Genomic DNA, 24,891 nt, shown 5'->3' with positions numbered 1-24,891 from the left:
TGTCGCCTGACGATAATGAGCCAGTAGTTCTTCCGTACTCATGTGGTTAACGATCGCAATCCGTTTCGGCATAAGACGTAGATAGATACACTGCAACGATCCCAGCTTTATTATAAGTATTTATCCGAACTTGATATTACTGCTGATTTGGCGACGAGAGATGTTAGCTGGTGTCTACATTGCTCGTTGGGTGAAGGTATTTGACGGTACGCAGGAATTCCCAGCGATCGCTTTTGTTGCTAATCGCCAACATCCCAGGTACGCTCATAAGATACCATTAACAACTACTGTGAATAGCATTGCTACCGCATCGGGAAAATTGGGTTCCTGTGCTGATTATCTGATGAAAACTGTTGAGGGATTAATCGCAGAAGGCATTAAAGATAGACAATTACTCTGGTTACATAAACAAATGTTGGCAAAACAACAAGCACTTTTAGTTAGTGGCGATCGCTCTATTTTAGGGCCTATTTCCGGGCAATAGCCATGATGTGAGCGCTCATCCCCAACATAGAGGGTTCGGTTTCTAACCAACGAATCGCTTCTAAAAGGCGATCGCGGCGACCGACATCATTCCAGTGTTCCTGAAAGTTTTGTAATAACCAGCCTGCCCCTTCAATCGCTAAAATCTTTTCAGAATGTAAACCCGCTTCTTCAACCTCTGCTCTGAGTTCTTCTGGATGATGAAAGAAGGTTTTTGTAAAGTAGCGAGGATGGTTGTTTGGGTTACGGTGTTGACCATCAATCAAATCCTGTTTAACAATCTCTACAAACTCAGGATCGTCTAAATGTCCGCCAAATAATCCATCTAAGGTTGAGGCAAAGCGAGAAACTCCCGCAGCGAAAACAAAACCTCCAGTTTTTAAGATCCGATAAGTTTCACGCAAAGCAATAATCCGATCTGTACGTTCAGTCAGATGATACAGAGGCCCAAGTAAGAGAACAGCATCAACACTATTATCCGCCCGATTCAGTTGCCGAGCATCTCCAACAGCCAAACTAGCTAAAGGATATTCCGGTTGAGCTTGAGATAAATGTTGAGCTTGCTCTATGTGCAAAGGAACCGCATCAATGAGATGAACTTCATAGCCTTGTTGAGCAAGCCAAAAAGAATAAACGCCAGCGCCACCGCCAACATCGAAAATCACTGCGGGTGGAGACGGTAGGTAGCGGCTAATAAGTTCTTGGCTTCGGGCTAATTCCAGCAAACCTGCACCTTTTGATAACCGATTTTGCTCCCGACCACTCGCGTAATGGATTAATGCTTCATCTCCAAGCAGATTGTTTAATTCAGATAAATCTGACATCGTGAATCTCAACTTCAATCAAATCATTATCTTTAAAGTTATATAGCTCCCGCAGTTTCACATCGCAAGCTATCTCAATAATTGTTTTTGGATGATCTCCATTTTCAGTATTATTTTTGTCCGTTCTTAAGATAAAAGCATCTCTGCCAAATATCTTACAGGGAACAATGCTCACAGAAACAGTCCCTCCATATTCTTCCTTTTCCAAACGCATAACATTTTTCGGGAGATGGTAAGGTCGATCTAATTGAATATTTAAAGTTCCAGGGAAGAATTTCATTCCGGTTTTTCTCAAGTAATATTCCTGGAATTTCTCAATCCAGTAAGAAAAGTTTCCTAAACCACTGACAACCTTACCTTTTAAGATTTTCATATATCTTTATGTATATAAATAAGCTGGTATTTATATCAGTTGAACTTAAAGAAGAATTCAAAATTCAGAAACAATAATTTGTCTCTAACTCTTTCCCCCTGCTCCCTATTTGTATCAACCTTAAAGTAAAATGGTATTAGAGGGGAGTAGTACTGATACCGCGCACAAAAATATCTACACAGGTTTCGATATAGTCCTCACAGCTATAGTTGCCTTGATTGAATTTTGCACTGCGGCATAGCATTCCAGCTAACAGCATTCCTGTGAACATATCGACAGCCGGAAATGGATCGAGGTCTGCTCTGACAGTGCCTCGTTTCTGACTCGATTGCAGGTAAGCCACCAGTTTTTCCCCTAAAGGCTTGGCAGCTTCTTGAATCACTTGTTTAGCTGCCTCTGGATGACGTTTGGCTTCTCCAATGAAGGTGCGAATTAAGTCCTCCTGTGTCTCTAGCATAGTATTGTAGAGATGGGCATACTGTTTTAAATCAATTTTTAGATCCTGTGTCCACGCTTCGGGGTATGCAAGGGCTTCTGTCTGGAGTGCCAAGGCATTCTTCATTACTGCTCCCAGAAGTTGTTCTTTGCTAGCAAAGTGGCGAAATAAAGTCACCTCATTCACACCAGCAACACGAGCTATTTCACGGGTAGTTGCTCCTTGAACACCTAAACTGGCAAATACCTGTAAGGCGGCTTCTATCAAACGTGTACGGGTGAGAGTTGATGAACGGATGGTTTTATGCATTTATGCTGGCAAGTACTTACTTTCATCATAGATTATGTAGAAAAAGTGGTGATAATTTGAGGAAAATAGTGTTGATGCCAACATTTTTAAAATTATTTAAAATATTTACCTTCTCAAATTGATTTTGGTGTGGTAACTAATGTTTTACTCATTTTAGTAACTGGAACAACTATCCCACTTCTTAAATAATGAGGTGCTTTTTGGATAGCAGTAAATCCTAGTCGTAAATAAAACCCTTCAGCATAAAGGCTAGCGGTTGTAATTACCTTATCTATACCTTGCTCAGTTGCTTCATCGCAAAAATGTTGAACTAAAGCACGTCCAATACCTTTACCTTGATATTTAGGGTGAACATACAGCCCGATTAGTTCATCAACAATGAAACTAGCAAAACCTATAACAACATCTCCCTCGATCGCAACCCAGAAAGATTCGGTTTTCATACTCTTCAAGATATTTGAACCATCAGGTTTATCGCGGTAATTGCGCCAAGCTAAAAGTTCTTTTTGAGTGTAGAAAGTTGCAGGCAGAGCTTTGATAGCAGCAATATGAATTGCACTCAGCACCCACGCATCTGTTTCTTGGGCAGGTCGAAGAGATATTTCGTTAGCGCTCATAGGTTCAGGGCTGGCATTGGAGGCAGGGGGAAGGGGACAGGGAGCAGGGGGCAGGGGGCAGGGGGCAGGGGGCAGGAGGGAAGCAGTATGAATGAAAACTTTAGTTCTGGGCTATGTGCCCAAGTTTAAAAAGAAGAATTGTTCTATTTATACACTTGTTCGCGAAAATCTCGATCCAATTGCTCCCCCAACTTGCCCAATAGTATAACTCCTGAAATATAATCTACGGTAATTTTATCGATAAAAAGTATAATAACCTTTAATCAACACTAATTCTATCGGCAAACCGTATATTATGGATAAAGCAATAAATTAACCAACTTCAAAAGGCAAATTTTGAAGCAATTAAGCAATATCTTGTGATAATTGGCTAATTTTGCTGTGTTTATTTTGAATATCTGCTTAAAGCTTGCTCCTTTGGAGTATTTAGCAAGCTGGCAGATATTAGAAAGTTAAAAGGAGTGAATGTGATCAACGCCATACAAATTAACGAAAACTTGACAACGACAGGACAAGTTATACCGAAACAGCTTGAGCAAGCTATTCAAGAGGGTTTTAAGTCTGTTCTCAATCTGCGATCGCCTGATGAACTAGGATTTTCCAAAGATGAGCAAAAAGTAGCGGAAGCATTGGGGCTGTATTATCAAAATGTTCCACTCAAGGTGGATCTCAAAAATTTGAATGAAGAGGTGATTACCAAAATCCTCACGACACTCGAACAAATCCCGAAACCAGCAGTTGTGCATTGTGCCGCCGGGATGCGATCGACTGGAATTGCGCTGTTGAGTATCGCTATCCAGGAAGGATTAACGCCAGAGGAAACCTTAGCAAAAGCAAGGAATCTCGGTTTTGGATTCTTTGAACACGCTGGCGTTAGTCCCCGATTGAAGCAATTATTTGTGGACTACGTTAATAAACACGCGAAGGTAGCTTTACCTGCTAGCTGCTCTTAAGTATTAGTAATTTCTAATTGTTATGTCTTAATAGACTAAACGGCTGCTATACAAATTATTGAAGAAGAATTCAGAATTCAGCAATCTTGACGCTCTCTACGTTCGCGCTGCGGTAGCGAGTCCCACAGAATTCAATTCTGTTAGCGGATAGCTAATGTTTAGCCCATTCTGACTTTGTGACTCCTGAATTCTTTCTTCTTAAAAATTCAAAACTGCTCTTGCTGAAAGCAGACAAGAGCAGTTTTGAATAGCAAAGCCCAACATAAAAACTTAGGCATCTTCAAGTTCAAATTGAGCCACCGTAACAGCATTAAAAGCGAAAGCTAAAACTAATGGCATCGGCGACTGAAACCAAAAGGTAAAAAGAACAGCTAGGATTGTGCCAATTACTGCGGATATTGACCACAATCGTTCTTCCAAAGTCAGTCCTTTTTCGGCTTTAATCAATCTGAGAACATGAACTGGAATTGGCTCTGGCATTACCCCACCCGGAGGAAAAGCCCAGAAATTGTTACGTCGCTCAACAAATAAATCTGTCCAGCCATTTTCTTGGCACCATGCCTCAATCCATTGAACAGAGTAATGATTCATCATCGGGTTTCGGAGTTCGGTTTGTGGAAGTTGTGTACTTGGTGAATGTAAACTCTGGGAGATTCCTGAAGAACTAACTAATCGCTATAAAATTAACGCTAATTATCGAGCTTTAAACTTTGTTAAGCAATTGAGACGCATATAATTACGCTCAAACCTTGCTTTCATTAATTAAAAGACTAACAGTCTATCGGGGCTGTTGAATTTAAAAGACAACAAACTTTACTTGAAAAATGGGAAGTCAAGAATTGTAAATAACTCCGTGAGTATTACTGCTCAAAAAAACTTTTTATATCTTGAAAATTTAAATCTACGAATGAAGAATTGTAAATAAGTCAACAAGCATAGACTATAGGAAACATTGCTTTATCAGCTAAATTATTCCTTGAGAGTTAGGAATTTAAAGTTTTATTTTCATCAAGAGCGATAAATTATGCTCCCCGTCTCTATTTTACTAAAGCTTGCTTGCTGTGAGAAATAATTTATACTCAGTCATGGCGATCGCTATTGTATTTAATAAATATTCTTCTCAGTATCTAATTTTAGCGCGATCGCAGATTGCCCCTCTCTACCTCAAGTAGCTGGGAGAATTTTGCTAAAGTAAGAAGTCTATGCTCTTTTTGCGTTACAAAATATTAAGCAACGGAAATACACGTTATGCAAGTCCAGTAGCAAGGCTGCGAGTCTCAATTAGTACGAGCCAGTCTTGCTAATATTCAAATGCGGTAATTAAATGGGTAAACTATACACTAAATTGGCTCTCAATATTTTTTGGCGGCAAACACTAGCATTCCTTCTCGGAATTATTATCTGGTGTGTGGCCGATCCAGCAGTGGCAGTAGACTGGACTCATCCGCTGTCATTTAGCAATGCAGAGCTATCAAGACGTGATTTTTCTGGACAAAGTTTGCAAGCTGCGGAGTTTTCTAACGCCAATATGGAATTGGCTAACTTTACAAACGCTGATTTACGGGGAGCAATCATGAGCGCTTCGGTGATGACAAAAGCAAATCTTCACGGAGCGGATTTAACGAATGCAATGGTCGATCAGGTAAACTTGACTAAGGCAGATTTGAGCGATGCAGTTTTCAAAGAAGCTCTTTTGCTCCGTGCCATATTTAATGATGTAAATATAGACGGTGCAGATTTTACAGATGCAATTTTGGATAAAGCGCAAATCAAAGAACTGTGCATCAAAGCCAGTGGTGTGAATTCCAAAACAGGCGTGCAAACTCATGATTCTCTAGGATGTCAATGAAGCGTGTTGGTGTAATTGGTGGCGGACAACTTGCCTGGATGATGGCGGATGCAGCACAGAAGCTAGGAGTAGAATTAGTAGTACAAACTCCAAGCGTTCACGACCCGGCCGTGTCAATCGCCAAAGAAACTGTTTTTGCGCCAGTTGATGATGCAAATTCTACGGAAATATTAGCTCAAAAATGCGATGTTATCACCTTTGAAAACGAATTTGTTAACCTGAATGCTTTATCTGGTTTAGCACAGCAAGGCGTTTGTTTCCGTCCCAGATTAAAAGCTTTAGCTCCTCTTTTAGATAAATATCATCAGCGTTGCTATTTACGCGACTTGGGCTTACCAGTTCCTCAATTTTTCGCCCTTGACAAGGTAGAAAATCTCAAATCAAAAATAGAATATCTAGGTTTTCCAGTAGTTTTGAAATCCCGCCGTCATGGTTATGATGGTCAAGGTACTTTCATAATTCAGGATTTTGCTACTTTAGAACAAAAGTTAAGTGATGAAACCACAACACAAACTTTAAATCGCTCGCTATTCTTGTTAGAAGAATTTGTTCCTTTTGAAAGAGAACTAGCAATAATTGCAGCTCGTTCTGTGGAGGGGGAAATTGTCACTTACCCAGTAGTGGAAAGCCAACAAGAACAACAAGTGTGTCGGCGGGTGATTGCGCCAGCAGAGATTACGCCTAATCAAGTAGCAGAAATTCAAGCGATCGCACATACTCTATTAAATAGCTTAGAAGTCGTAGGCATTTTTGGAATTGAGCTATTTCTGAGTGCTGATGGCAAAATTCTGGTAAATGAAATTGCACCACGTACCCACAATTCTGGGCATTTTTCTCTTGACGCTTGCGAAACTTCTCAGTTTGAGCAACACCTGAGAGCAGTTTGTGGTCTACCTTTGGGGAATCCGGCTTTGCAGTACGCTGGTGCTGTCATGATCAACTTACTAGGGTATGAAAATTCTCACAGCGACTACCAAAGCCAGCGTCAACAAATAGCAGAAATTCCCCAGGCGCACGTTCACTGGTATGGGAAGACAGAATCACGTCCTGGGCGGAAGTTGGGACATGTTACCGTTTTGCTCGACGATCAAAATCGAGAGTCGGCAAGTGCATACGCCAATGACATCGCCCACAGCATAGAATCTATCTGGTATCCAGGTAAATAGATGGGAAAATTTCGCTGTTGAACACACAACATCTTTTGAAAAGCTATAATGAGTGAGTTGCACTACGACGTTGGTGACTGCCATCAAGTTTTTTGATCTATGCCTTTAATGACAAGGGAGTCAACTGTTCTCGTGGCAGTATACCGGGCATGTACCCGGAAACTTTAAACGAGGAATTTAGGTTCCCACCTGGATAAACCCAGGTCATAAACTTAGGTAAAACGGCGTCGCGGTGAACTTAAAATTATTAGCTCCCAAAATCAGTTAGAATTTGGGAGCTTTAATTATTTCAATCAATTTAAAATAAGCGAACTGACAGTAAAGATTGCCATATTTTTGGGAAACCTAGATACTATCGTGTAATCGCCGCAGCCCACGCCAAATGCGGCAAGCGAGTCCGCGCTCGTCTGGGGTTTGCCCCAAATTAGTAACTGGCATTGGGCACTGCTCTTTAATACTTTTAATACCAGTTTTTCCATATAAACAACAGATTAAAGCTGATTTTCTGAATGGAATAACAGCACAATGCACGCCACAAGCCTTGAGAGAGCGTGATTAGGAATTACGAATTGGTAGAAAGTAGCATACACAGTCTTTACCAATGTAAGTATAATAAATAATCTTGTTTAGCGATCGCTTTAGGTAATCTCAGTTAAACTTTAGGAACTCTTCAAAGGATTTCCAGCAAAAATTACCTGGCAAGAGTTGATTAATGTCTAAATAATTGGAAGGGAGTATAACACTCCCCGTGATTATTCGTGCAGCGAGTTGAGAGTGCATGAGCTACTGCTTAAATCCTACCTGTTCCAATCCAGAAAATTTGGTATATAGCCAAAGGTGTCAGTCTTGTGGCTCGCAACTACTGTTGCGCGATCGCTATCAGGCGATCCAACCATTAGGCCAGGGTGGCTTTGGAGCGACCTTCCTAGCCAACGATCGAGGCTTACCAGGAGAACCGAGTTGCGTAATCAAACAATTACGCCCATCAGGAAGCGCCCCACACGTTTTACAGATGGCTAGAGAACTTTTTGAGCGAGAAGCTAAAACTCTAGGTAAAATTGGCAACCATCCCCAAGTACCAAGATTGTTAGACTATTTTGAAGATCGCGAGCAATTCTACTTAGTTCAAGAATATATTAGTGGTGACACCTTGCAAGAGGAGGTCAAACTTAACGGCATCTTGAGTGAAACTGGAGTCAAGCAATTTTTGAGCGAGATTTTGCCACTGTTGCAATACATCCACGAGCAAAAGGTGATTCACCGTGATATCAAACCAGCCAATTTAATCCGCCGCACTCAAGATGCCAGAATGGTACTCATCGATTTTGGTGCTGTCAAAAACCAAATTAGCCAAAGTGCGACAGGCCCATCAGGACAGACAGCATTAACTGCGTATGCTATTGGTACTCCTGGTTTTGCACCTCCAGAGCAAATGGCTATGCGTCCAGTCTACGCCAGTGATATTTATGCACTAGGTGTGACATGCATTTATTTACTGACTAGCAAAACTCCTAAAGATTTAGATTACAATCCCAACACTGGCGAGATGATGTGGGAGCAGCTTGTGCAAGTGAGCGATCACTTAGGCAATGTGTTGCGAAAAATGTTAGAGGTGTCTGTACGTAATCGCTATCAGTCAGCAGCAGAAGTTCTCAGAGCATTGGAAATAGAACCATACTTAGATAGTTTAGCAAAGGGTTTGCTGACTAAATCTGATAATCGATCTAAGGAGCGAACACATAACCACCTGGAAAATTCTGCTGTTTTATGTAACAACCCTGCTGGTACCAACACTGGAGTGGCACAGGTAGCGGCAGCGATTCGTGCTAGACGAGCCAAGGCAGCGGAAGTTGCGGGATTACACCAGGGTTCTGGGATGGCCAAATCAACGACTTTCAGTAGCAACAGCAATGGTTCACAAAGTCAAAATTCTAAAGTTGGGCGGAAGTTAGATACCCAAGGTTTATTAACAGCTTATCTGAAGGGAAGACGAGATTTTGCCTTACACAATTTAAATTTGCTAAATCTGCAAGGTGCTGATTTATCTCAAACAAATTTCCATTCTGCTCAATTGCAAAAAACCAATCTTCAGGGAGCTAATCTTCACAATAGTGACTTTGGCAGAGCCAGTCTGACTCGAGCAAATCTTAAGGATGCTAATTTGAGCAAAGCATACTTTAACCATGCTGATTTAGAAGGAGCAGACCTGAGAGGCGCAGACCTTAGCAATGCTTATCTCAGCAACGCTAACCTCCGAGGAGCTAATTTGTGTGGTGCTAATCTCACCAGTGCTAAAATTTCTGATGAGCAGCTAGCACTAGCAAAAACAAATTGGATGACCGTGCGTCCCAATGGCAAACGAGGCCTGTTGTGATTTGAAAGTGTGAACTACTGCAATCTAGAGACGGATGGAGTTTCCTAATTCATCGGGAATAGCCTCTTTTGCCGCCGTAGTTCTATGCGAATATTCTCCTATAGCAATCCGATTTGATTTGGAGAATCACTCGTAGAGGTAAGGGACTGGGGATGGTGGGGCCCCCTCTGGGGATAAGGGGTAATGGAGATTGGGGACTGGGAAGAAGGAATAAAGCTGTACCTAGCCTCGCAAAAATCAAATATGAGTCCTATATATTCGGTTCTAGATTATCTTGAAGGATGAATCCTTTTTATTGAAATCAATTATTTTCGATTAGCAGAATAGCCTCAACCTCCCTGCTTTTCAGTTCTCCATTTTTATTAACAATTTTCAAATACTTGTTCGATCGGAATCACTATGCTGAATTTTTCTTATATATGGGAAAATTAGCCCTGATTCTTTTTGATAAAACTTAGATTTATTCAAAAACGATCGAATATGTATAATGTTTAGGTCGAGCAATGACCATCACTCTCACGAATATTAAGAAATATCCAACTATCTAGCAAAAATACGTAGATAATTGTCAATTCTTCATGAAATCTTTATGATTTTTATCTGTTACAAACAACAAATGATTATTTACAATAAACAATGAAGCATCATAATAATTTTCTAAAGATATTTATATGCTTTTTATGGTTATAAATAGCAAAGAATCTCACACCTAAAATTTGTAAAATAGTATGTTCCTAAAGCACTAAATTTTTCAGATGGCAGTAAAAAGCAAAAAATTAATTATCCCTGATTGTCGGCTGGAGAAGTAGATCGCAACCGAAATCAGGTAATATAAGGTTTACGTATAATGACTGACTTTGCACAAACGGAAATAGAACGGCGATTAACTTTATATCAAGTATTCCTCAAGTTGTATGAACACCACAGCAGTCTTCTAGATGAAATTCTTCAGCTAGAAAACCTATCTCAACCGTCGTTGAGGAGAGTCAAGACGACAAGTTACGTACATGGTGTAGTGGATAGTGTTGCTGTTTATCTGATGACTAACTTGGGCGATAATCAGACTCAGAGTTTACGACAGCCACAACAAATCTGGACGATAGGTCGTAATCACACGAGTGGTATTTGCATTGCTGACAATCATCTGTCTCGTCGCCACGCTGCTATTCAGCATATTGACGAGCAAGGCTTTTACTTAATTGATTTCAACAGTACCAATGGCTCCTTTGTGAACGGTAATCGCGCTGTTAGGCCGATTAAGCTCAAAGACGGCGATCGCATCCGTCTAGGAAATATGACTTTTGATTTTTTTGTGACTTCTACCTACCGCGTTTTGCCAACTGTTGCAATAGATTTATTGATGCAGCTTGTGCATCGAAGGAGTAATCATCCAGTAGATATACTTAGTTATTCTCAGAATAGACAAAAACCTTTAATTGAAAAACCAGATTCTAATTTAGAGGCCTTCAGAAATTTCGGAATAGTTGAGAAGCTTGAAAATTTTTATGACAACTTCAGTTCAGAACAAAAATCAGAAATTTTAGACCGCCTGTTCACCACACAATTATCGTCTAATCTCAACCAGCTAAAAAATTGTAACTTATAGCAGTTTTCAATTGCTTCAGGGGTGCTGTTAGCGGTAGCCTGATATTTAGTCTGTTAGTGTGTGCTGAGAAGGTAAGGTTTGCTGAGGCAGACAAATAGTGAAAATTAAAAGGAAACTCGTCAGACAATTTTGGATTTTAGATTTTGGATTTTGGATTGACCCTATAGATAAATCTAGGGGCTTGGGAATTTTAGATTTTAGATTAACTCCATAGATGAATCTAGGAGCTTGTACCATCAAGGAATGTCGCTCAAAATATATAAAAAAAATTAAGAATGTGATTAAATATCATAGCAATCATTTTGGAGTGGCGTCTCTAGCTCACAATAAAAAGAAAGCGATTCAGGGATTGAGTGAGTAAGTTATGCTCTATCCTGGCAACAGGAGGATACTCAAGGTCTACCAGCAGTAGCAACAAGAGTAGTGATAGTGATTTACTCCGGTTATGTGGCTCACTGCTACGCGTCTGGGGCAAAAAAACCCCCAGTGGGTGTTAACCTACTAGGGGAGTTAGTTATCAGGGTGCATCTACCAATTAAGTGTTCTCAGGTTGAAGACCATACTCCGGATAAATTTGGACAAAGGTCAGTTATTTTTTTAAATAAAAAACCCCCCAGTGGGTGTTAACCTACTAGGGGAGTGAGTTATCAGGGTGCATCTACCAATAATCTTTTCTAGGGGCAAATAGCATCTTCCGGGAAAAAAGAACTAAATTAGAGTTGATGTCTACGACGATGGGCTGTAAAGCTCGTACCTCTATGGAAAAGCAAGCTACGGTAGCATCTCTAAGAGGAGAAGACTCGGTAACATTTTTCTACCAGAGGCATTTGCGATCGCTATTGGTAACGCAACTAGTAGAAAAAACTCCCAGTGGATGTTAACCTATCAAGGGAGTGAGTTATCAGGGTCAGTTATTTTTTTTAATAAAAAAAACCCCCAGTGGGTGTTAGCCTACTAGGGGAGTGAGTTATCAGGGTGCATCTACTAATAATGTTTTCTAGGGGCAGATAGCATCTTCCGGGAAAAATGAACTAAATCAGAGGCAATGTCTGCCACGATGGGCTGTAAAGCTCGTACCTCTATGAAAAAGCAAGCTATTAGCATCTTTGAGAGGAAAAGACTCGGTAACATTTCTCTACGAGTCGTATTTGCGATCGCTATCAGTGATGCAATAAAAAAAAACCCCCAGTGGGTGTTAACCAACCAGGGGAGTGAGTTATCAGGGTGCATCTACCAATAATCTTTTCTAAAATAAATGGGTCGCTACCGGATAAATTAGCAGAAGTTGAAGTTGTTACTGTTTGTCGATGGAAGAAAAACCTTAGAGGGGTTAGTTATCAGGACAGACCTACCAATTAAACGATCGGTGCGCTGCTTTACAAAATGGGTGTTTCAGGGTTAATCAATAGGACTCAATTTTCATAAAAAAAACCCCCAGTGGGCGTTAGCCAACCAGGGGAGCTAGTTATCAGGGTGCATCTACCACTTAAATGTTCTAGGTTTAACCACCATGCTCAGGATAAATTTATGAGAAAATTGATTGTTATCGTGTGTCAAAAAGACCAAAGTGGATATTAACTCAATTAGGGGAGTTAAAGATCGAGGGACATCCATCTATTAATCAAGTATTCTAGGATTAAGCACTATTTTCTGGTAGAGAATATCTGCGTCAGAAGTTGCTGTTGTTTGCCAAAAATAAAAAAACCCCCAGTGGGTGTTAGCCAACTAGGGGAGTTGAAGATCAAGGTGCATCTACCAATTAAGTGTTCTAGACCCAGGTAATCCGATCCGGATAAAGTTGTAAAGGCAGAAAAACCAAAACGACACCGAATCAGAAACATTCAGGGGTAGGATGCATCTAAATTATCAGAGGAAGCGAAAAATCGACTTGAAACTTTCGCGTTTCAAACCAGATTTAGGAGGCGGACAGGAGAAACTGTGACCCAGGAATTCCACATTTCGGTAACTCCTGTAGGGCAAAATGACTACTTGGTGCGGACGGAACAAGTCGCGCCTGGGGTACCATTGGCAGAAGAATTGGTGACTTGGCCTATAGCTGATTGGTTGATGGCTGCTGGGCATTTGATGAATGACCCGTTGAATTCAGTGTTGCAAGGAGATCCATTTACCTCTGGCGGACATGAAAGCGATATCGCCAGAAACTCTGTGAATTTAGTGGCGTTGGGTCAACAATTTTATAACGCCCTATTTCAAGGCACTCTCAGAGATAGTTGGATTACTGCCCAAGGTATTGCTCAGAACCATCAACAAGTACTCCGCTTACGCTTGGGGCTAAAAGACACTAGATTAGCTCGTTTGCCTTGGGAAGTGATGCACGCAGGCGATCGCCCTCTGGCTACTGGGCCTTATGTGGCTTTTTCTCGCTTCCAAAGTGGAATTTTGGGAGCTTCTCCTTTGCGGTCGCAAAATATGCCCACACCACCAGAACAAGGTGGTGTCAGAGTCTTAATGGTAATTGCTTCTCCCTCAGATCAAGTCCGGCTTGACTTACAGAAACAAGAAGCAATTAAACTGCAAGCGGAACTTCACCGTCAAACGTCACGACTTGGTGAAAGTCGGAATCGTTTCCCAGAAATTGAACTTACTGTCTTAGACCAACCAGGACGGGAAGAACTGACGCAAGCCCTAGAACAAGGTAGATATCACGTTCTCCATTACTCTGGTCATAGTAACTTAGGCGCAAATGGGGGAGAAATTTATCTTGTTAGTCGCAGAACTGGCTTAACGGAAATCTTAACTGGGGACGATTTGGCAGGTTTGCTCGTCAACAATAATATCCAAATGGCAGTGTTTAATTCCTGCTTGGGGGCATACACAGCAGCGTCTAATTTCTCTGGAGATACTGGCGAACGAAACTTAGCGGAAAGTCTGGTGAAGCGCGGAATTAGAAGCGTTTTGGCGATGTCAGAAAGGATTCCTGATGAAGTGGCGTTGACGCTCACACAATTGTTTTACCGCAATTTAAGTCAGGGATATCCAGTAGATTTGTGTGTAAGTCGGGTGCGCCAAGGATTAATTTCTGCTTATGGTTCTCACCAGATGTACTGGGCATTACCGATTTTATATCTCCAGCCAGAATTTGACGGTTTTTTAAGTCAGGAAACTGAGGTATCTACAAGTACAGATTCGCTGAATCAGTATAGTTCGCCTTTAGGGGTAACTTCCATGATGTACCCTGGTATACCTGATGAGAGCGAGATGCCTTTAGGAATGGAAGATATGATTCCTAGTGGTTTGACGCGGGATTCTGGGTTGGACTGGCTGGGTGAAGATACTTGGGGCGATCTGGTTGATGAAATTGAGTATGATGACCCAAGCTATGAAGAAGATTCTGCGATCGTTTCGGATTTGTTTCGTCAGCTAGATAACCAAAAACCTGCAACTGAACCGGATCGACAAATTAGCGAAAATAGTCTTCACCAAAGTCAGATTTCAGAGGAAATGACTTCTTCAGAAGAGTCAGCAGATTTGTGGGGAGAAGTTCCCCCACCGCCACCTGCAACTCCTGGAAACCTGGAAGAAAATTGGCAAAATTCTAATTTTTCGCAATCGCAACCACCCCCGCCAAGAAATCGTATTCGTCGCCGCCAACTGTGGCCGATTGTGGGTGTTGTGGGGATTAGTGCGATCGCTGCGGCGATCGGTTTAAATTGGTGGCAAAATCGCCCCCAAGCATTGCCTAAAATACCAGAAATTCCCGCCCAGTCTCTACCTGATTCTCGACCGATTCAAAAGCAGCCGAACATCGATTTAGGAATAGAAGCAACTGGAATTGTCACCGCTACTGCTACGGAAAAATTGAGTCAGGGTGACTTGCAAGGTGGGTTATTGGCTGTAGAAGAACTACTGAATCGGGGCGCACTGGCTGCGGCTGGAACTTCCTTAAAACTAATTCCCAGCAAACAAGCTGACGATCCATCTGTGAATTTTTACAAGGGACGATTGGCGTGGCAGTCTATCCAAACTGGAGACAATAACTATAGCGTCGATGATGCCCGTCGTTATTGGGAAACTGCTGCCAAAGCTAAACCCGAATCGCTTTTGTATAATAACGCTTTGGGATTTGCCTACTACACAGAAGGCAATCTGAATCGAGCCAATGATGCTTGGTTCAAGGCTTTGAATTTAGCTCTCAAAGAACAAAACACAAATTCAACATCCCAAAACACAGCAGTTCCTCAAGATGCTTTAACTTCTTATGCTGGTTTAGCTCTTGGATTGTATAAATCTGCACTTAGTCAATCTAATGGTAAGCAAACGCAATATTTGAATGAAGCGATCAAATTGCGGCAAACGGTTCTCAAGTCCGATCGCGAAAATTTTCAGGTAGATAAATTAGCTAAAAATTGGCTGTGGACGGAGAAGGCGATTGAAGATTGGCGATCGCTTCTTCAAGAAAAAGGCGAAAAACAGTAATAAGTAGGTGCGTGTAAATATTTGTCGTTGGGATGAGGTAGGAGGCAAGAGGGAAGAGGGTTTTAGCAACGCTAATGCTAAAACCTATATGGGGTTTCAGCTTCCCTAATAGGGATTTTAATGAATTGCAATACCTTTTTCCTGCTTGTCTTAGCTGCCAGCACAGATGTTTCAATCCCTAATAGGGATTTTGATGAATTGCAATACTACCCTCACAATTGAGCCTGCATCTGCTGCTTTGTTTCAATCCCTAATAGGGATTTTGATGAATTGCAATATAAAAGCTCAAATCGATATTGCCAGCACTATTTGGTTTCAATCCCTAATAGGGATTTTGATGAATTGCAATAGATGTGCCAGGACTTCACTAGCGCAAGTAAACTGTTTCAATCCCTAATAGGGATTTTGATGAATTGCAATCTCCCTTTAATTCCTTAGCTATTTTTTGCACGATCGCTGTTTCAATCCCTAATAGGGATTTTGATGAATTGCAATTTTGAGGTGCAAGTGACGAAAACTGACTTTTGTAGTTTCAATCCCTAATAGGGATTTTGATGAATTGCAATGAATTAATACTAGCAAGCGAGTTTTTCGATACGCGTTTCAATCCCTAATAGGGATTTTGATGAATTGCAATTTGAACTTCGCTCGAATTGGTAATGGTTCAATTGTTTCAATCCATAATAGGGATTTTGATGAATTGAAATGGGGTGAGCAGTGCTGAGTATACGGCCGGAGTAAGAGGCACGTTTCAATCCCTAATAGGGATTTTGATGAATTGCAATTTGAGAGTATTTTTAGATGGAGTGGACTTAGGAATAGGTTTCAATCCCTAATAGGGATTTTGATGAATTGCAATCGAATAACACGATCTCCACCTTGCCCTTCATAAAAGTTTCAATCCCTAATAGGGATTTTGATGAATTGCAATAGCGGGAGCCGGAAAGCCAAGCTGTATTTAGTTTTCAAGGTGCGGTTGCGCGATTCTGGAGCAATCATAGCATTAGAGAATTCCTTTGGGAAGAGTGCCGGGAAAAGTTAAAGGCTGACATCCTAGTTTTTGTAAGCATTTCAGAGATTGCGCGGATGATAATTGGGTAATGAGTGGGGTGAAATGCTTGCTGGTATTGAGATAGAAGCAATTTTTTCGGGGGTGTGGAATTTGTACACCTACCCATTCGCGCATTTGACATACAGGAACTCTATGAGAGACGCGATCGCTAAAAATAATCTAATGGTGATGGGGGGCGCGATCGCTGCCTTCAAAGCCAGAAATCTCAGTCTTTTTAGCTTATAGCCTCCCACATCACACATAACAACACTTGTAATGTTAATCTTGAGACTCCTCAGAGATAGATTCTGATTCGGTTTCAAGTTCTTCTGTTTTAACTTTAGGGGTTGGAGGTTTAACGGGTTTTGGGCCGCGCGCTAGTGCCGGATTTACCGGTGGTCTGCCTTCATCCCTAGATGACGATCCTTTTTTCCCTTTGTCAGACGAGCGTTGGCGCAGCCCGCCTTCGGCATCGCGGCTCGGTTTTGAGCTTTTGGGGTTAGATTCAATCGGGGTTACAGAATCCGAATTTTCGGAATTGCTGTCAGTGTTTGCTTGAGCCTGACGTTCCGATTTCTTGATTGGACGTTCTACCATTGTTGATTTTTGTAAATTTATCTGTATGGTACATCGGTTTGGTGACTATCAAACTGTTGAGTAGCATTTTTAAAGATTTTATCGAACAGAATTCAGGAGTCAGGAATCAGAATTCAGAATGAATTTTGTACGACTGGTGGATAGCGCCGACGGCAAGCGAGTCTGTGTATTCTTTCAGAGTTGCAAGCTACGCTTTTAGCGTCTGTCTGCGACACGCTGTTAGCGTTCGTAGAGAGCGTCTGAATAACCTGATTGATTCAGAATTCTGAATTCAGAATTCTGAATTCTGTTTATCAATTAACTTACTAAATTAAAAAATGGGTACGTTATCGATAGCTGAACGCACCCGACAACTATTAAACAAAATCAGGTCGTGCCTGTTGCCTTGATTTAAACTTCTCCTCTAAAACTGCCCAATTTTCTTGCTCAATTAAGTTAGTCAATTCATCGAGATTTTGACGATATTGTTGCAGCGATCGCAGCAATGCTTGACGATTATATCGCGCCATCATGACGCCCAATTCTGGATTCCCACCACCCACACGACTGGTATCCCGAAAACCCGAACTAGCTAACTTTTGGGCTAATTGCAAAACATCGGGGTCAGTTTCGCTCAAACAAGCAGCAATCAACGAAGAACTAACCATCACAGGTAAATGAGAAATCCAACTCACAGCACGGTCGTGTTGCTCTGGTTGACAAAAATAGATATTAGCTCCGAGCGATCGCACAATTTCTTCTACGACTGTAATTGCATTAGTTGGTGTTGTCGTTATCGGTGTTAATACATAAGGTTTATCAACAAATAAATCGCGCTGTGCAGCTTCTATCCCACTATCTGTTCTGCCCGCCATTGGATGACCGCCGATAAAATTTTTCCAAAGGGGAGTAATATCGTTGACTATCTGTGCTTTCGCCGAACCGACATCAGTGACGATTGTAGCCGTAGGCAAATGAGCGACTAACTGTTCAAATTGGGGCACAATAAGGGCTAGAGGTGTACAAATAAATACAACTTCTGCGGCTGCTAATAAATTCAGATCGACTGATGCTCGATCGACACTGCCCAAGGTAACTGCCTTTTGACAGGTTGCTTCACGGCGACTAACTCCTAAGATATGATGTCCTTGCGATCGCAAATCAAAACCCAAAGATCCGCCTATCAGTCCCAATCCTAAAATTCCAATATTCATTTTTGATTTTGACATTCCGTTTTTTATGACTTTACCAACTATTAAAGTTGGCATCCAAGGGGTAGCATCAATGACTGTAGAGGAATTACTGGAACAATACGCAGCAGGAGTCTTAAACTTTAGTGGTGTTGACCTCCCAGAAGCAAACCTGAGTGGAGTAAAACTCACTGGTGTAAATCTGAGCGATGCTAATTTGAGTATAGTCAACCTGAGTGGCGCGAATCTGAGTGAAGCGAACTTAAGCAATGTCAAGCTGAATGTAGCTAGACTGAGTGGTGCAAATTTATGCAGCGCCATCCTTAATAACGCCAGTCTCAACGTCGCTAATTTGATTCGAGCGGATCTAAGTCGCGCTCAACTGAGAGGAGCCTCATTAATCCGCACCGAGTTAGTTCGCGCTGACCTCAGTCGCGCTGATTTGTTGGAAGCCGATCTCACCAGTGCTGATTTGCGAGAAGCGACACTCCGCCAAGCGAATCTCCGTCACGCTAACTTAAGTGAGGCGATCTTGAGAGGTGCTTCTTTAACTGGAGCCAACTTAGAGATGGCTAACTTAAACGCCAGTGACCTGAGTCGTTCTGACTTGAGCGGTGCAAATTTGCGAGATGCCGAACTCAGACAAGCCAATCTCAGCCAGACTAACTTGAGCGGGGCAGATTTGAGTGGTGCAAATCTCCGGTGGGCTGATTTGAGCGGCGCAAATCTTCGCTGGGCAGATTTAAGCGGCGCAAAATTGAGCGGGGCTGATTTAATTGGCGCAGATTTAAGCAATGCCAATTTAACAAATACAAGTTTAGTCCACGCTAATTTAACTCAGGCAAAATTAATTAGAGCAGAATGGATCGGTGCTGACTTAACAGGAGCAACTTTAACAGGAGCCAAGCTTTATGCCACTTCCAGATTTGGCTTAAAAACCGAAGGCATAGTTTGTGAATGGGTTGATCTTAGCCCAAATGGCGATCGCTCCATTGTCCAAAATTTCCATTCTGAAGAGTCACGAGATTTTTTTAACGAAACACCGCCAACAATTCGGATTATTGTTGATGCAGCTCTAGAACATGAAGCCAATTTTGCGATCGCTGGCGCTTACTACCAAATTGCTCAAGAATATCGAGGGCTGAAACAACCTCCAAGCATCGAAAGTGGTCGTCGCCGGACTATTTTCACCTTTCATCTAGATAGCGACGAAGCGTTATTTCCCACTGCTTACATTGTCATTCTTCCCTTTCTAGATGCGGCATCTACTCAAAAAAATATTTCCAGTATAGTGGAAATGATTAACAGTGAAGTTGTAGCAAAGCAAAACTTAAAATCGCCTCAAATAGTGAAACAATTAAATACTCTTTTTCAACAAGCTATGAATCAGGCTACAACAATTAAACAGATGAAAAAAAATATCGAAGTAGCCGCAAAATTAAATTTTTGTAAAGCCCCAACCCAAATAGTTTTAACGAATTCCAGTGCCCACACTTTGATTGTTTATGACCATCCCAACTTTGGAAAAAGATTTATTAATCGCTCTGCTCTTAATGCTTCAGCTTATGATATGTCTAGTGATTCAACAAAAAATATATTACCTTCATTAGATATTATTATAGATTTTGTTAAAGGATTTCATTATATTAATCATTAGTTATGGAGATTGAGCATTGGGCATCGGGGATTGAACTAATAACCAATGACAAATGACAAATGACAAATGACAAAAAACAAAAATTTTGGAGGAAAAAATGAGCAATATTTTTAATAAAATGATCGGTCGAACTCGCTATGTCGTGTTTCGCCTATTTCTGCACTTAGGGGGAGGTGAAGTAGCACCAATTTTGGGAGTGTTAAATAGTGCAGGACGAGATGCGATCGATGCCGATGGCGATTTAGAAGTTTTAGGAGAAGGATTGGTAGAAATCAGCCAAACCCTGCTGCAATACGATGAATATTGGCTTTCTGCTGCTAACGAAGGTGACGTATTTTTTAATGAGGGCGAAGCGGGAGATTACGTGAATGAATTATTTACTGACTCTGCCGAAAGATATCTTAGCGAACCAGATTACGCTTCCAATGGATCGAATGAACCTTTATCTATACCTGTAACCCGCAACGTCATTGTGATGATTACAGTAGCTTATGAAGGAGAAGTACCAGATTTGGAAACCGATCTTTCTAACGTTCAGGCGCTCAAGGAAGGATTGAAAGCATTGATAAATTTGCATTATAAACATAGATTAAAGGCAATCCAAGTACATTTCTCACCAGCACAGCTGGGCGATGAACTTACTAGCGATCAACTGTTGCAATATTACCCAGAATTGATTCCTTTGTAATTTGTTGTTGTAATTTGTTGGGTAGTCCGTACTTACTACTTAGATGATAAATTGTTAAGCTCAGAGATAGGACAATAATCCAATGATCATGACCATAGTACGTAAATTTACAGCCGTTTTTTTAGCTCTGAGTTTGTGTATCACAACTGTTGCTTGTGGTGGCGAGAACCAAAGTACTCCTCCAGCTAAGAACGTTAGCCAAACCTCTACTAATACAAAGTTGAGTGATGGCGAGTATCAAATACAACAAGCCACTTATGACGATGCAACTGGTGAATACAGCTTGTTTTTACTTAACAATAATCCTCCAACCTTTGCAACCGAAAATTTGCAAATGGCACGGTTAACTGATGATGAAATCAAGCAGGGTAAAAAAACCTATCTGAAGGTAGATAAAGGACAACCGATTTTATATCTGACAGAAGATTTTAAAATTGAGTACGTCCACAACGTTACCGAGAATAAAACCAATCCCCAAACAGGACAACAAGAGACGGTTGTAGTCCGTCGAGAAAATAATTTTTGGGCACCATTTGCTGGGTCTGTAGCTGGTAGCTTGGCAGGACAGGCAATTGGTAGTATGTTGTTTAGACCCCAGTATTATGTACCCCCTGTCTATCAATCAGGGCAAGGATTAAGTGGCTTTGGTGGATATGGCGGAAGCTATGGCCAAGCAGTTCAAAGTTACCAAACTCGCTATAATACGCAACCCGCAGCCGTGAGAAATCGCACTGCCTTCCGCAATACAGGGACAATTAGAAGGTCATATCCTGGAAATACAAATATACGCAATACACCGCGTAGCACTACAGGTAATAATCGTCCTTCTGGTTCTGGTTTTGGTGGTAGTACCTTGCAACCTTCAGGTAGAGCCACTTCACCCAGACGCAATTCTGGCAGTGGTTTTGGTAGTGGGCGTAGTTCAGCACCTCGCCGCTCAACTGGTTTTGGCAGCAGACGCCGTTAATTAATTCCAAGTTTAATAAATAAACTGCCTAACAAGTAAAGGTAGTTGTACATAAAGAAGCCGGAGGGTAACAAGTCAAACCTCCGGCTTCTCTTTAATATCTATGCAATTTGCGAGGAGGAATTATTAATTATTCGGTTAAATAATATGAAATACTAAATACAAATATTGCTAAGAGAACAGGAATCATTTTACTAAAGTCTACGCGCTTTTGTTGAACCATTTCTAAACAAGACATCGGAATCATCAAAGGCCAGAAGATAGTTGTTAACACAAACATCACAACCGATAAAAATTTATCTTCTGCATTGGAAGCAGGATGACGTAGGGAAAATATTAACCAATTAGTTAAAAAATAGCATGTCATTAATAAATAACTAATAGTTAAAGTCAGTTGTATCTGATTCACCGTGAGTACTCCTGAAGTTATGTAAGTTTTACTAATCATCATTCGTACAAAGTTATAACATATACATTCGGAACCTCACCCCGTATTTGCTGAGGCAAACACTCCCCTCTCCTTAGTGAGGAGAGACGTTGGGGTTGAGGTTAAAAGATGTACTTTATATAAACGATAACTGCTATAGCTGTAGCTATTAAAGCAATCATTAAGTGGTCTTAAAAAATCGAATGATTTCGCGGACATGATCGAGAAATTGCCCATCGGTAGAAAGTTGCGCGATCGCATTTCTGGCTTCTCTTGCCAAACGCTCATGTTCTGTTTGATTTGTCGCCCGTAATTCTTCTAAATTAGCCGCAATTCGAGCTAAATCTCTGCGAGTTTCTTCGGCAAAACGTTGTTGAGTTGCAGATAAGGAATAGGGTTGTTCGGGATTAAGCTGGTCTTCCAAAGACTGGATTTTTTGTTCCAATATAGAGAAGCGATCGCGCAGTTCAAAAATATCTTCGCGTGGATACTTCCATTCTTGGCGAATCATCGCTAACCGCGCATATAAATACTCGTAAGCGCGAATCGCGGGACGCAGAATTGTTAATAATAAAGCTGCACCAGAACTTATATATCCCACCGTACTAATCCCAGTGACAGCAAGGGTATAAAGACCAACGGCTGAGAATAAGTGTAAAGCAATAGCAACCCAGAGCGATCGCTTTGCCAACACTGTGACATACTTCACTTGTTTCTCATCAACTGGAATTCCTTTCTCAGTTGATTGTGCTGCTTCTGCTAAGACTTCTTTGGCTTGAAAATGCACATTCCACGGTACGGTGACAATTACCAACAGCCACCAAAAACTTGCACCACCAATTACCCAATCAAGAAAGTTACCTGTAGGTATGTGCAACCATTGCAGTAAGCCAAAAGCCACCAGCACCGGAACCACAATTCCAATAATGGAACTGATGAAAAAGTTGATATACATCTTACCCTGTCTCCGATGAAACTATCACCTCGATTATGGCTAGTGGTTCTCAATTATACAAATATATTTGTGATGGTTTTTCTAGTTGCACATAATAAAAGAAAAGAGAAATAATGGAATACTGTTTTGTAGAGTTTTGTAGGTTGGGTGCAGCGACAGCGTAACCCAACATAAAATTTGGTGGTAATGTTGGGTTGCGTTTCACTCCACCCAACCTACTAGCTACAAAAATATATTTTTTCAAAAACTCTAGGTTTCAACTTAGATGAGGTTTAATGAAATACTGCTTTGTAGAGTTTCAAGTAGATGATTGCAAAAGATTCAATACTCTTTGTGAAGTTTTCAACAAAATTAAAAAAGATAAAGACAACGATTTTTGGCGTAATGAAGAAGATTGGCTAATTTTTTTTGATCGCAAAGCATTATCACATTTTTGGTGGCCTAGTGAAGAGCAAAAGACTGAATATTACCGTCGCTGGTTTGCAACACCTGTGGAACAGAGGTGGACAGATCCTAGCCTCGAAACTCCTTGGGACTTTTATTCTATGTTTGATGCTTTTCAAAATGGTGAATATCAATTAATTGCTTGTAGAATGCTTTCTGCTAACAGAGCTAGACTGGAGTTTGAACCCTTTAGCCATCCCTATGGCGGAACTAGTGCAATACAGGCGTTAATTGAATCCTTCGATTTTGTCATTCTTGCAGAAGATGACGGCATAGAATACACAAAATTTAATCTGTAGTTTGGGAAAAGAATGAGACAATTTAAGCCTTTACCCGTCACTATTGGATGAGATAACTGCGCCAAATTGATTGAGCGTCTTTACTACCCTTTTCTGGAATTAGCGATCGCCAAGTTTTACCTTCTTGCTGAATTTGCAGGTAAACATCAAAGGGTTGTTTTGGTTGCGTCAAGCGTCGTTTTGGTAGCTTAACAATCAAATCGTAGGTTCCCCGAACGTGGAAAGCTGGTAAATTTTCAATCGTCAGGGGTTGTTCCTGGGTAATTGATAACCGCTTGATTTCAAATCCTTGAAAATCTAAATCCAACTGTTGGCTAAGTTTTTGTTGAGTTTGTTCTAGCCCAAGTGCGATCGCTTTTTGCACTAACTCGCTAGTCGGTAGCAGTCCAATACTGCCACAAGCTGTCACTAGCATCAGCAGTATTGCTGTCAAAACTAACCGCACCATGTTATTCCTGAGATTCCACTTATCAGCGATAGTATAACTGTAGTTTCTTTCAATTCTCCGATCTATCATGCCAAAACAGTCTATAGGTCTTGATAACCAACTCTACAATTATCTTTTATCTGTTTCGCTGCGAGAACCAGAAATTCTTGGGAAGTTGCGCCAAGAAACCGCCAATCATCCCCGGAGTGGAATGCAGATTTCACCAGAACAAGGGCAATTTATGAGCCTTCTGGTGCAGTTAATTGGAGCGAAAAAAACCTTAGAAGTTGGAGTGTTTACGGGTTATAGCTCACTTTCTGTAGCTTTGGCACTACCGACTGATGGCAAGATTATCGCTTGTGATGTGAGTGAAGAATTTACTGCGATCGCTCGGCGGTATTGGCTAGAAGCTGGAGTTGCTGATAAAATCGATCTCCAATTGGCACCAGCTTTGGAAACTCTAGATAAGTTATTAGCAACTGGACAAGCCGAAACTTTTGATTTTGCCTTTATTGATGCTGATAAAGAAAATTATGATGGATATTATGAGCGATCGCTGCAATTAGTGCGTCCAGGTGGATTGATTGCGATCGATAATGTTTTATGGTCTGGACAAGTAGCTGACGAGCAAAATCAAGATGAAAGCACCCAAGCAATCCGGGCGTTGAACAACAAGTTACATCATGACGAACGTATTACCCTCTCCCTTGTCCCCATTGCCGATGGACTTACTTTAGCAATCAAGCGACCTTAATACAGCAAAGGCGCACAACTAACTGTGCG

At 41.2% G+C, this 24,891-nt stretch carries 25 protein-coding genes, 1 other RNA gene and 1 CRISPR repeat array; of the genes, 16 read left to right on the top strand and 10 right to left on the bottom strand.

Annotation, left to right across the window (positions count from 1 at the left end):
• Positions 1-130: 130 nt before the first annotated feature.
• Complete coding sequence (locus RMY32_RS21700) at positions 131-484, top strand: gamma-glutamylcyclotransferase (protein ID WP_322712229.1); 354 nt, start codon at positions 131-133, stop codon at positions 482-484.
• Here RMY32_RS21700 and RMY32_RS21695 read toward each other — a convergent pair.
• The 4 genes from RMY32_RS21695 to RMY32_RS21680 form a co-directional block, all read right to left on the bottom strand.
• Positions 468-1,307, bottom strand: a complete 840-nt coding sequence (locus RMY32_RS21695; RefSeq protein ID WP_322712228.1) for a class I SAM-dependent methyltransferase — start codon at positions 1,305-1,307, stop codon at positions 468-470. The genes RMY32_RS21700 and RMY32_RS21695 overlap by 17 nt on opposite strands.
• A complete protein-coding gene (locus RMY32_RS21690; protein WP_322712227.1) occupies positions 1,291-1,680 on the bottom strand; it encodes a DUF120 domain-containing protein in 390 nt (129 codons plus the stop codon). Before RMY32_RS21690 ends, RMY32_RS21695 begins: the two co-directional genes overlap by 17 nt.
• Before the next feature lie 136 nt (positions 1,681-1,816).
• A complete protein-coding gene (locus RMY32_RS21685; protein WP_322673064.1) occupies positions 1,817-2,425 on the bottom strand; it encodes a TetR/AcrR family transcriptional regulator in 609 nt (202 codons plus the stop codon).
• Between the two features lie 113 nt (positions 2,426-2,538).
• Positions 2,539-3,042 carry a GNAT family N-acetyltransferase gene (locus RMY32_RS21680; RefSeq protein WP_322712226.1) on the bottom strand — a complete coding sequence of 168 codons (504 nt, stop codon included), beginning with the start codon at positions 3,040-3,042 and terminating at the stop codon, positions 2,539-2,541.
• A 467-nt stretch (positions 3,043-3,509) separates the two neighbouring features.
• On the opposite strand from RMY32_RS21680, the gene RMY32_RS21675 reads away from it, so the two are divergent.
• Complete coding sequence (locus RMY32_RS21675) at positions 3,510-3,995, top strand: beta-lactamase hydrolase domain-containing protein (protein ID WP_194040625.1); 486 nt, start codon at positions 3,510-3,512, stop codon at positions 3,993-3,995.
• A 270-nt stretch (positions 3,996-4,265) separates the two neighbouring features.
• Here the strand turns inward: RMY32_RS21675 and RMY32_RS21670 are convergent, their stop codons facing one another.
• Positions 4,266-4,589, bottom strand: coding sequence for a hypothetical protein (locus RMY32_RS21670; RefSeq protein ID WP_322692259.1), 324 nt, complete (start codon positions 4,587-4,589; stop codon positions 4,266-4,268).
• A 730-nt stretch (positions 4,590-5,319) separates the two neighbouring features.
• Between RMY32_RS21670 and RMY32_RS21665 the strand changes: the two genes are divergently transcribed.
• The 9 genes from RMY32_RS21665 (at position 5,320) to RMY32_RS21625 (ending at position 16,724) form a co-directional block, all read left to right on the top strand.
• Positions 5,320-5,844, top strand: coding sequence for a pentapeptide repeat-containing protein (locus RMY32_RS21665; RefSeq protein WP_322712225.1), 525 nt, complete (start codon positions 5,320-5,322; stop codon positions 5,842-5,844).
• Entirely contained in the window at positions 5,841-7,010 is a 1,170-nt protein-coding gene (locus RMY32_RS21660; protein ID WP_322712233.1) for a 5-(carboxyamino)imidazole ribonucleotide synthase, read from the top strand. The genes RMY32_RS21665 and RMY32_RS21660 overlap by 4 nt, the downstream gene beginning before the upstream one ends.
• 56 nt (positions 7,011-7,066) lie before the next feature.
• A non-coding RNA gene (ssrS, locus tag RMY32_RS21655) (6S RNA) lies at positions 7,067-7,250 on the top strand.
• A gap of 538 nt (positions 7,251-7,788) precedes the next feature.
• Positions 7,789-9,384 carry a serine/threonine-protein kinase gene (locus RMY32_RS21650; protein WP_322712224.1) on the top strand — a complete coding sequence of 532 codons (1,596 nt, stop codon included), beginning with the start codon at positions 7,789-7,791 and terminating at the stop codon, positions 9,382-9,384.
• Positions 9,385-10,231: 847 nt separating this feature from the next.
• Positions 10,232-10,990 carry an FHA domain-containing protein gene (locus RMY32_RS21645; protein ID WP_322712223.1) on the top strand — a complete coding sequence of 253 codons (759 nt, stop codon included), beginning with the start codon at positions 10,232-10,234 and terminating at the stop codon, positions 10,988-10,990.
• Between the two features lie 722 nt (positions 10,991-11,712).
• Positions 11,713-11,871 (top strand): hypothetical protein, encoded by a 159-nt coding sequence (locus RMY32_RS21640; RefSeq protein WP_322712222.1) that lies wholly within the window; start codon positions 11,713-11,715, stop codon positions 11,869-11,871.
• 164 nt (positions 11,872-12,035) lie between these two features.
• Positions 12,036-12,230, top strand: coding sequence for a hypothetical protein (locus RMY32_RS21635; protein WP_322712221.1), 195 nt, complete (start codon positions 12,036-12,038; stop codon positions 12,228-12,230).
• Positions 12,231-12,928: 698 nt separating this feature from the next.
• A complete protein-coding gene (gene hetF, locus RMY32_RS21630) occupies positions 12,929-15,427 on the top strand; it encodes a cell division protein HetF (protein WP_322712220.1) in 2,499 nt (832 codons plus the stop codon).
• Between the two features lie 95 nt (positions 15,428-15,522).
• A CRISPR array of direct repeats spans positions 15,523-16,358; the repeat unit is 37 nt; unit sequence GTTTCAATCCCTAATAGGGATTTTGATGAATTGCAAT.
• 183 nt (positions 16,359-16,541) lie between these two features.
• Positions 16,542-16,724, top strand: a complete 183-nt coding sequence (locus tag RMY32_RS21625) for a hypothetical protein (RefSeq protein WP_409883668.1) — start codon at positions 16,542-16,544, stop codon at positions 16,722-16,724.
• A gap of 33 nt (positions 16,725-16,757) precedes the next feature.
• Here RMY32_RS21625 and RMY32_RS21620 read toward each other — a convergent pair whose 3' ends face one another.
• Together RMY32_RS21620 and RMY32_RS21615 are read right to left on the bottom strand one after the other, a co-directional pair.
• Positions 16,758-17,075, bottom strand: a complete 318-nt coding sequence (locus tag RMY32_RS21620) for a hypothetical protein (RefSeq protein ID WP_322712218.1) — start codon at positions 17,073-17,075, stop codon at positions 16,758-16,760.
• A 356-nt stretch (positions 17,076-17,431) separates the two neighbouring features.
• Positions 17,432-18,268, bottom strand: coding sequence for a prephenate/arogenate dehydrogenase (locus tag RMY32_RS21615; RefSeq protein ID WP_322712232.1), 837 nt, complete (start codon positions 18,266-18,268; stop codon positions 17,432-17,434).
• Positions 18,269-18,338: 70 nt separating this feature from the next.
• Between RMY32_RS21615 and RMY32_RS21610 the strand changes: the two genes are divergently transcribed.
• The 3 genes from RMY32_RS21610 (at position 18,339) to RMY32_RS21600 (ending at position 21,556) form a co-directional block, all read left to right on the top strand.
• Complete coding sequence (locus RMY32_RS21610; protein WP_322712231.1) at positions 18,339-19,901, top strand: pentapeptide repeat-containing protein; 1,563 nt, start codon at positions 18,339-18,341, stop codon at positions 19,899-19,901.
• A gap of 97 nt (positions 19,902-19,998) precedes the next feature.
• Positions 19,999-20,589 (top strand): DUF1517 domain-containing protein, encoded by a 591-nt coding sequence (locus RMY32_RS21605; protein ID WP_322712217.1) that lies wholly within the window; start codon positions 19,999-20,001, stop codon positions 20,587-20,589.
• Positions 20,590-20,671: 82 nt separating this feature from the next.
• Positions 20,672-21,556: a hypothetical protein gene (locus tag RMY32_RS21600; protein WP_322706421.1), complete on the top strand. Its 885-nt coding sequence runs from the start codon at positions 20,672-20,674 to the stop codon at positions 21,554-21,556.
• Positions 21,557-21,686: 130 nt separating this feature from the next.
• On the opposite strand, the gene RMY32_RS21595 is transcribed toward RMY32_RS21600, so the two are convergent.
• Positions 21,687-21,923 (bottom strand): hypothetical protein, encoded by a 237-nt coding sequence (locus RMY32_RS21595; RefSeq protein ID WP_322712216.1) that lies wholly within the window; start codon positions 21,921-21,923, stop codon positions 21,687-21,689.
• A gap of 241 nt (positions 21,924-22,164) precedes the next feature.
• Positions 22,165-22,938 (bottom strand): hypothetical protein, encoded by a 774-nt coding sequence (locus tag RMY32_RS21590; protein WP_322712215.1) that lies wholly within the window; start codon positions 22,936-22,938, stop codon positions 22,165-22,167.
• A gap of 275 nt (positions 22,939-23,213) precedes the next feature.
• Here RMY32_RS21590 and RMY32_RS21585 point away from each other — a divergent pair, with 275 nt between their 5' ends.
• Positions 23,214-23,681 (top strand): hypothetical protein, encoded by a 468-nt coding sequence (locus RMY32_RS21585; protein WP_322712214.1) that lies wholly within the window; start codon positions 23,214-23,216, stop codon positions 23,679-23,681.
• A gap of 40 nt (positions 23,682-23,721) precedes the next feature.
• Here RMY32_RS21585 and RMY32_RS21580 read toward each other — a convergent pair whose 3' ends face one another.
• Positions 23,722-24,129 (bottom strand): hypothetical protein, encoded by a 408-nt coding sequence (locus RMY32_RS21580; protein WP_322712230.1) that lies wholly within the window; start codon positions 24,127-24,129, stop codon positions 23,722-23,724.
• Between the two features lie 67 nt (positions 24,130-24,196).
• On the opposite strand from RMY32_RS21580, the gene RMY32_RS21575 reads away from it, so the two are divergent.
• The gene (locus RMY32_RS21575; RefSeq protein WP_322712213.1) at positions 24,197-24,862 is read left to right on the top strand and encodes a class I SAM-dependent methyltransferase; all 666 of its coding nucleotides are present in this window, start codon (positions 24,197-24,199) and stop codon (positions 24,860-24,862) included.
• Positions 24,863-24,891: the final 29 nt, after the last annotated feature.

This window comes from Nostoc sp. ChiSLP03a, assembly GCF_034531215.2.
GTDB lineage: Bacteria > Cyanobacteriota > Cyanobacteriia > Cyanobacteriales > Nostocaceae > Nostoc.
The sequence above is the reverse complement of the archived record's forward strand: the minus strand, read 5'-3'. Positions and strand labels throughout refer to the sequence as shown.

What these genes read in the sequence shown, in the direction of transcription:
- RMY32_RS21695 (WP_322712228.1), bottom strand. Translation starts at nt 1,307, where the DNA reads ATGTCAGATTTATCTGAATTAAACAATCTGCTTGGAGATGAAGCATTA.
- RMY32_RS21690 (WP_322712227.1), bottom strand. Translation starts at nt 1,680, where the DNA reads ATGAAAATCTTAAAAGGTAAGGTTGTCAGTGGTTTAGGAAACTTTTCT.
- RMY32_RS21685 (WP_322673064.1), bottom strand. Translation starts at nt 2,425, where the DNA reads ATGCATAAAACCATCCGTTCATCAACTCTCACCCGTACACGTTTGATA.
- RMY32_RS21680 (WP_322712226.1), bottom strand. Translation starts at nt 3,042, where the DNA reads ATGAGCGCTAACGAAATATCTCTTCGACCTGCCCAAGAAACAGATGCG.
- RMY32_RS21670 (WP_322692259.1), bottom strand. Translation starts at nt 4,589, where the DNA reads ATGATGAATCATTACTCTGTTCAATGGATTGAGGCATGGTGCCAAGAA.
- RMY32_RS21665 (WP_322712225.1), top strand. Translation starts at nt 5,320, where the DNA reads ATGGGTAAACTATACACTAAATTGGCTCTCAATATTTTTTGGCGGCAA.
- RMY32_RS21660 (WP_322712233.1), top strand. Translation starts at nt 5,841, where the DNA reads ATGAAGCGTGTTGGTGTAATTGGTGGCGGACAACTTGCCTGGATGATG.
- RMY32_RS21650 (WP_322712224.1), top strand. Translation starts at nt 7,789, where the DNA reads ATGAGCTACTGCTTAAATCCTACCTGTTCCAATCCAGAAAATTTGGTA.
- RMY32_RS21645 (WP_322712223.1), top strand. Translation starts at nt 10,232, where the DNA reads ATGACTGACTTTGCACAAACGGAAATAGAACGGCGATTAACTTTATAT.
- RMY32_RS21640 (WP_322712222.1), top strand. Translation starts at nt 11,713, where the DNA reads ATGTCTACGACGATGGGCTGTAAAGCTCGTACCTCTATGGAAAAGCAA.
- RMY32_RS21635 (WP_322712221.1), top strand. Translation starts at nt 12,036, where the DNA reads ATGTCTGCCACGATGGGCTGTAAAGCTCGTACCTCTATGAAAAAGCAA.
- RMY32_RS21625 (WP_409883668.1), top strand. Translation starts at nt 16,542, where the DNA reads ATGCTTGCTGGTATTGAGATAGAAGCAATTTTTTCGGGGGTGTGGAAT.
- RMY32_RS21620 (WP_322712218.1), bottom strand. Translation starts at nt 17,075, where the DNA reads ATGGTAGAACGTCCAATCAAGAAATCGGAACGTCAGGCTCAAGCAAAC.
- RMY32_RS21615 (WP_322712232.1), bottom strand. Translation starts at nt 18,268, where the DNA reads ATGAATATTGGAATTTTAGGATTGGGACTGATAGGCGGATCTTTGGGT.
- RMY32_RS21610 (WP_322712231.1), top strand. Translation starts at nt 18,339, where the DNA reads ATGACTGTAGAGGAATTACTGGAACAATACGCAGCAGGAGTCTTAAAC.
- RMY32_RS21605 (WP_322712217.1), top strand. Translation starts at nt 19,999, where the DNA reads ATGAGCAATATTTTTAATAAAATGATCGGTCGAACTCGCTATGTCGTG.
- RMY32_RS21600 (WP_322706421.1), top strand. Translation starts at nt 20,672, where the DNA reads ATGATCATGACCATAGTACGTAAATTTACAGCCGTTTTTTTAGCTCTG.
- RMY32_RS21595 (WP_322712216.1), bottom strand. Translation starts at nt 21,923, where the DNA reads ATGACATGCTATTTTTTAACTAATTGGTTAATATTTTCCCTACGTCAT.
- RMY32_RS21590 (WP_322712215.1), bottom strand. Translation starts at nt 22,938, where the DNA reads ATGTATATCAACTTTTTCATCAGTTCCATTATTGGAATTGTGGTTCCG.
- RMY32_RS21585 (WP_322712214.1), top strand. Translation starts at nt 23,214, where the DNA reads ATGAAATACTGCTTTGTAGAGTTTCAAGTAGATGATTGCAAAAGATTC.
- RMY32_RS21580 (WP_322712230.1), bottom strand. Translation starts at nt 24,129, where the DNA reads ATGGTGCGGTTAGTTTTGACAGCAATACTGCTGATGCTAGTGACAGCT.
- RMY32_RS21575 (WP_322712213.1), top strand. Translation starts at nt 24,197, where the DNA reads ATGCCAAAACAGTCTATAGGTCTTGATAACCAACTCTACAATTATCTT.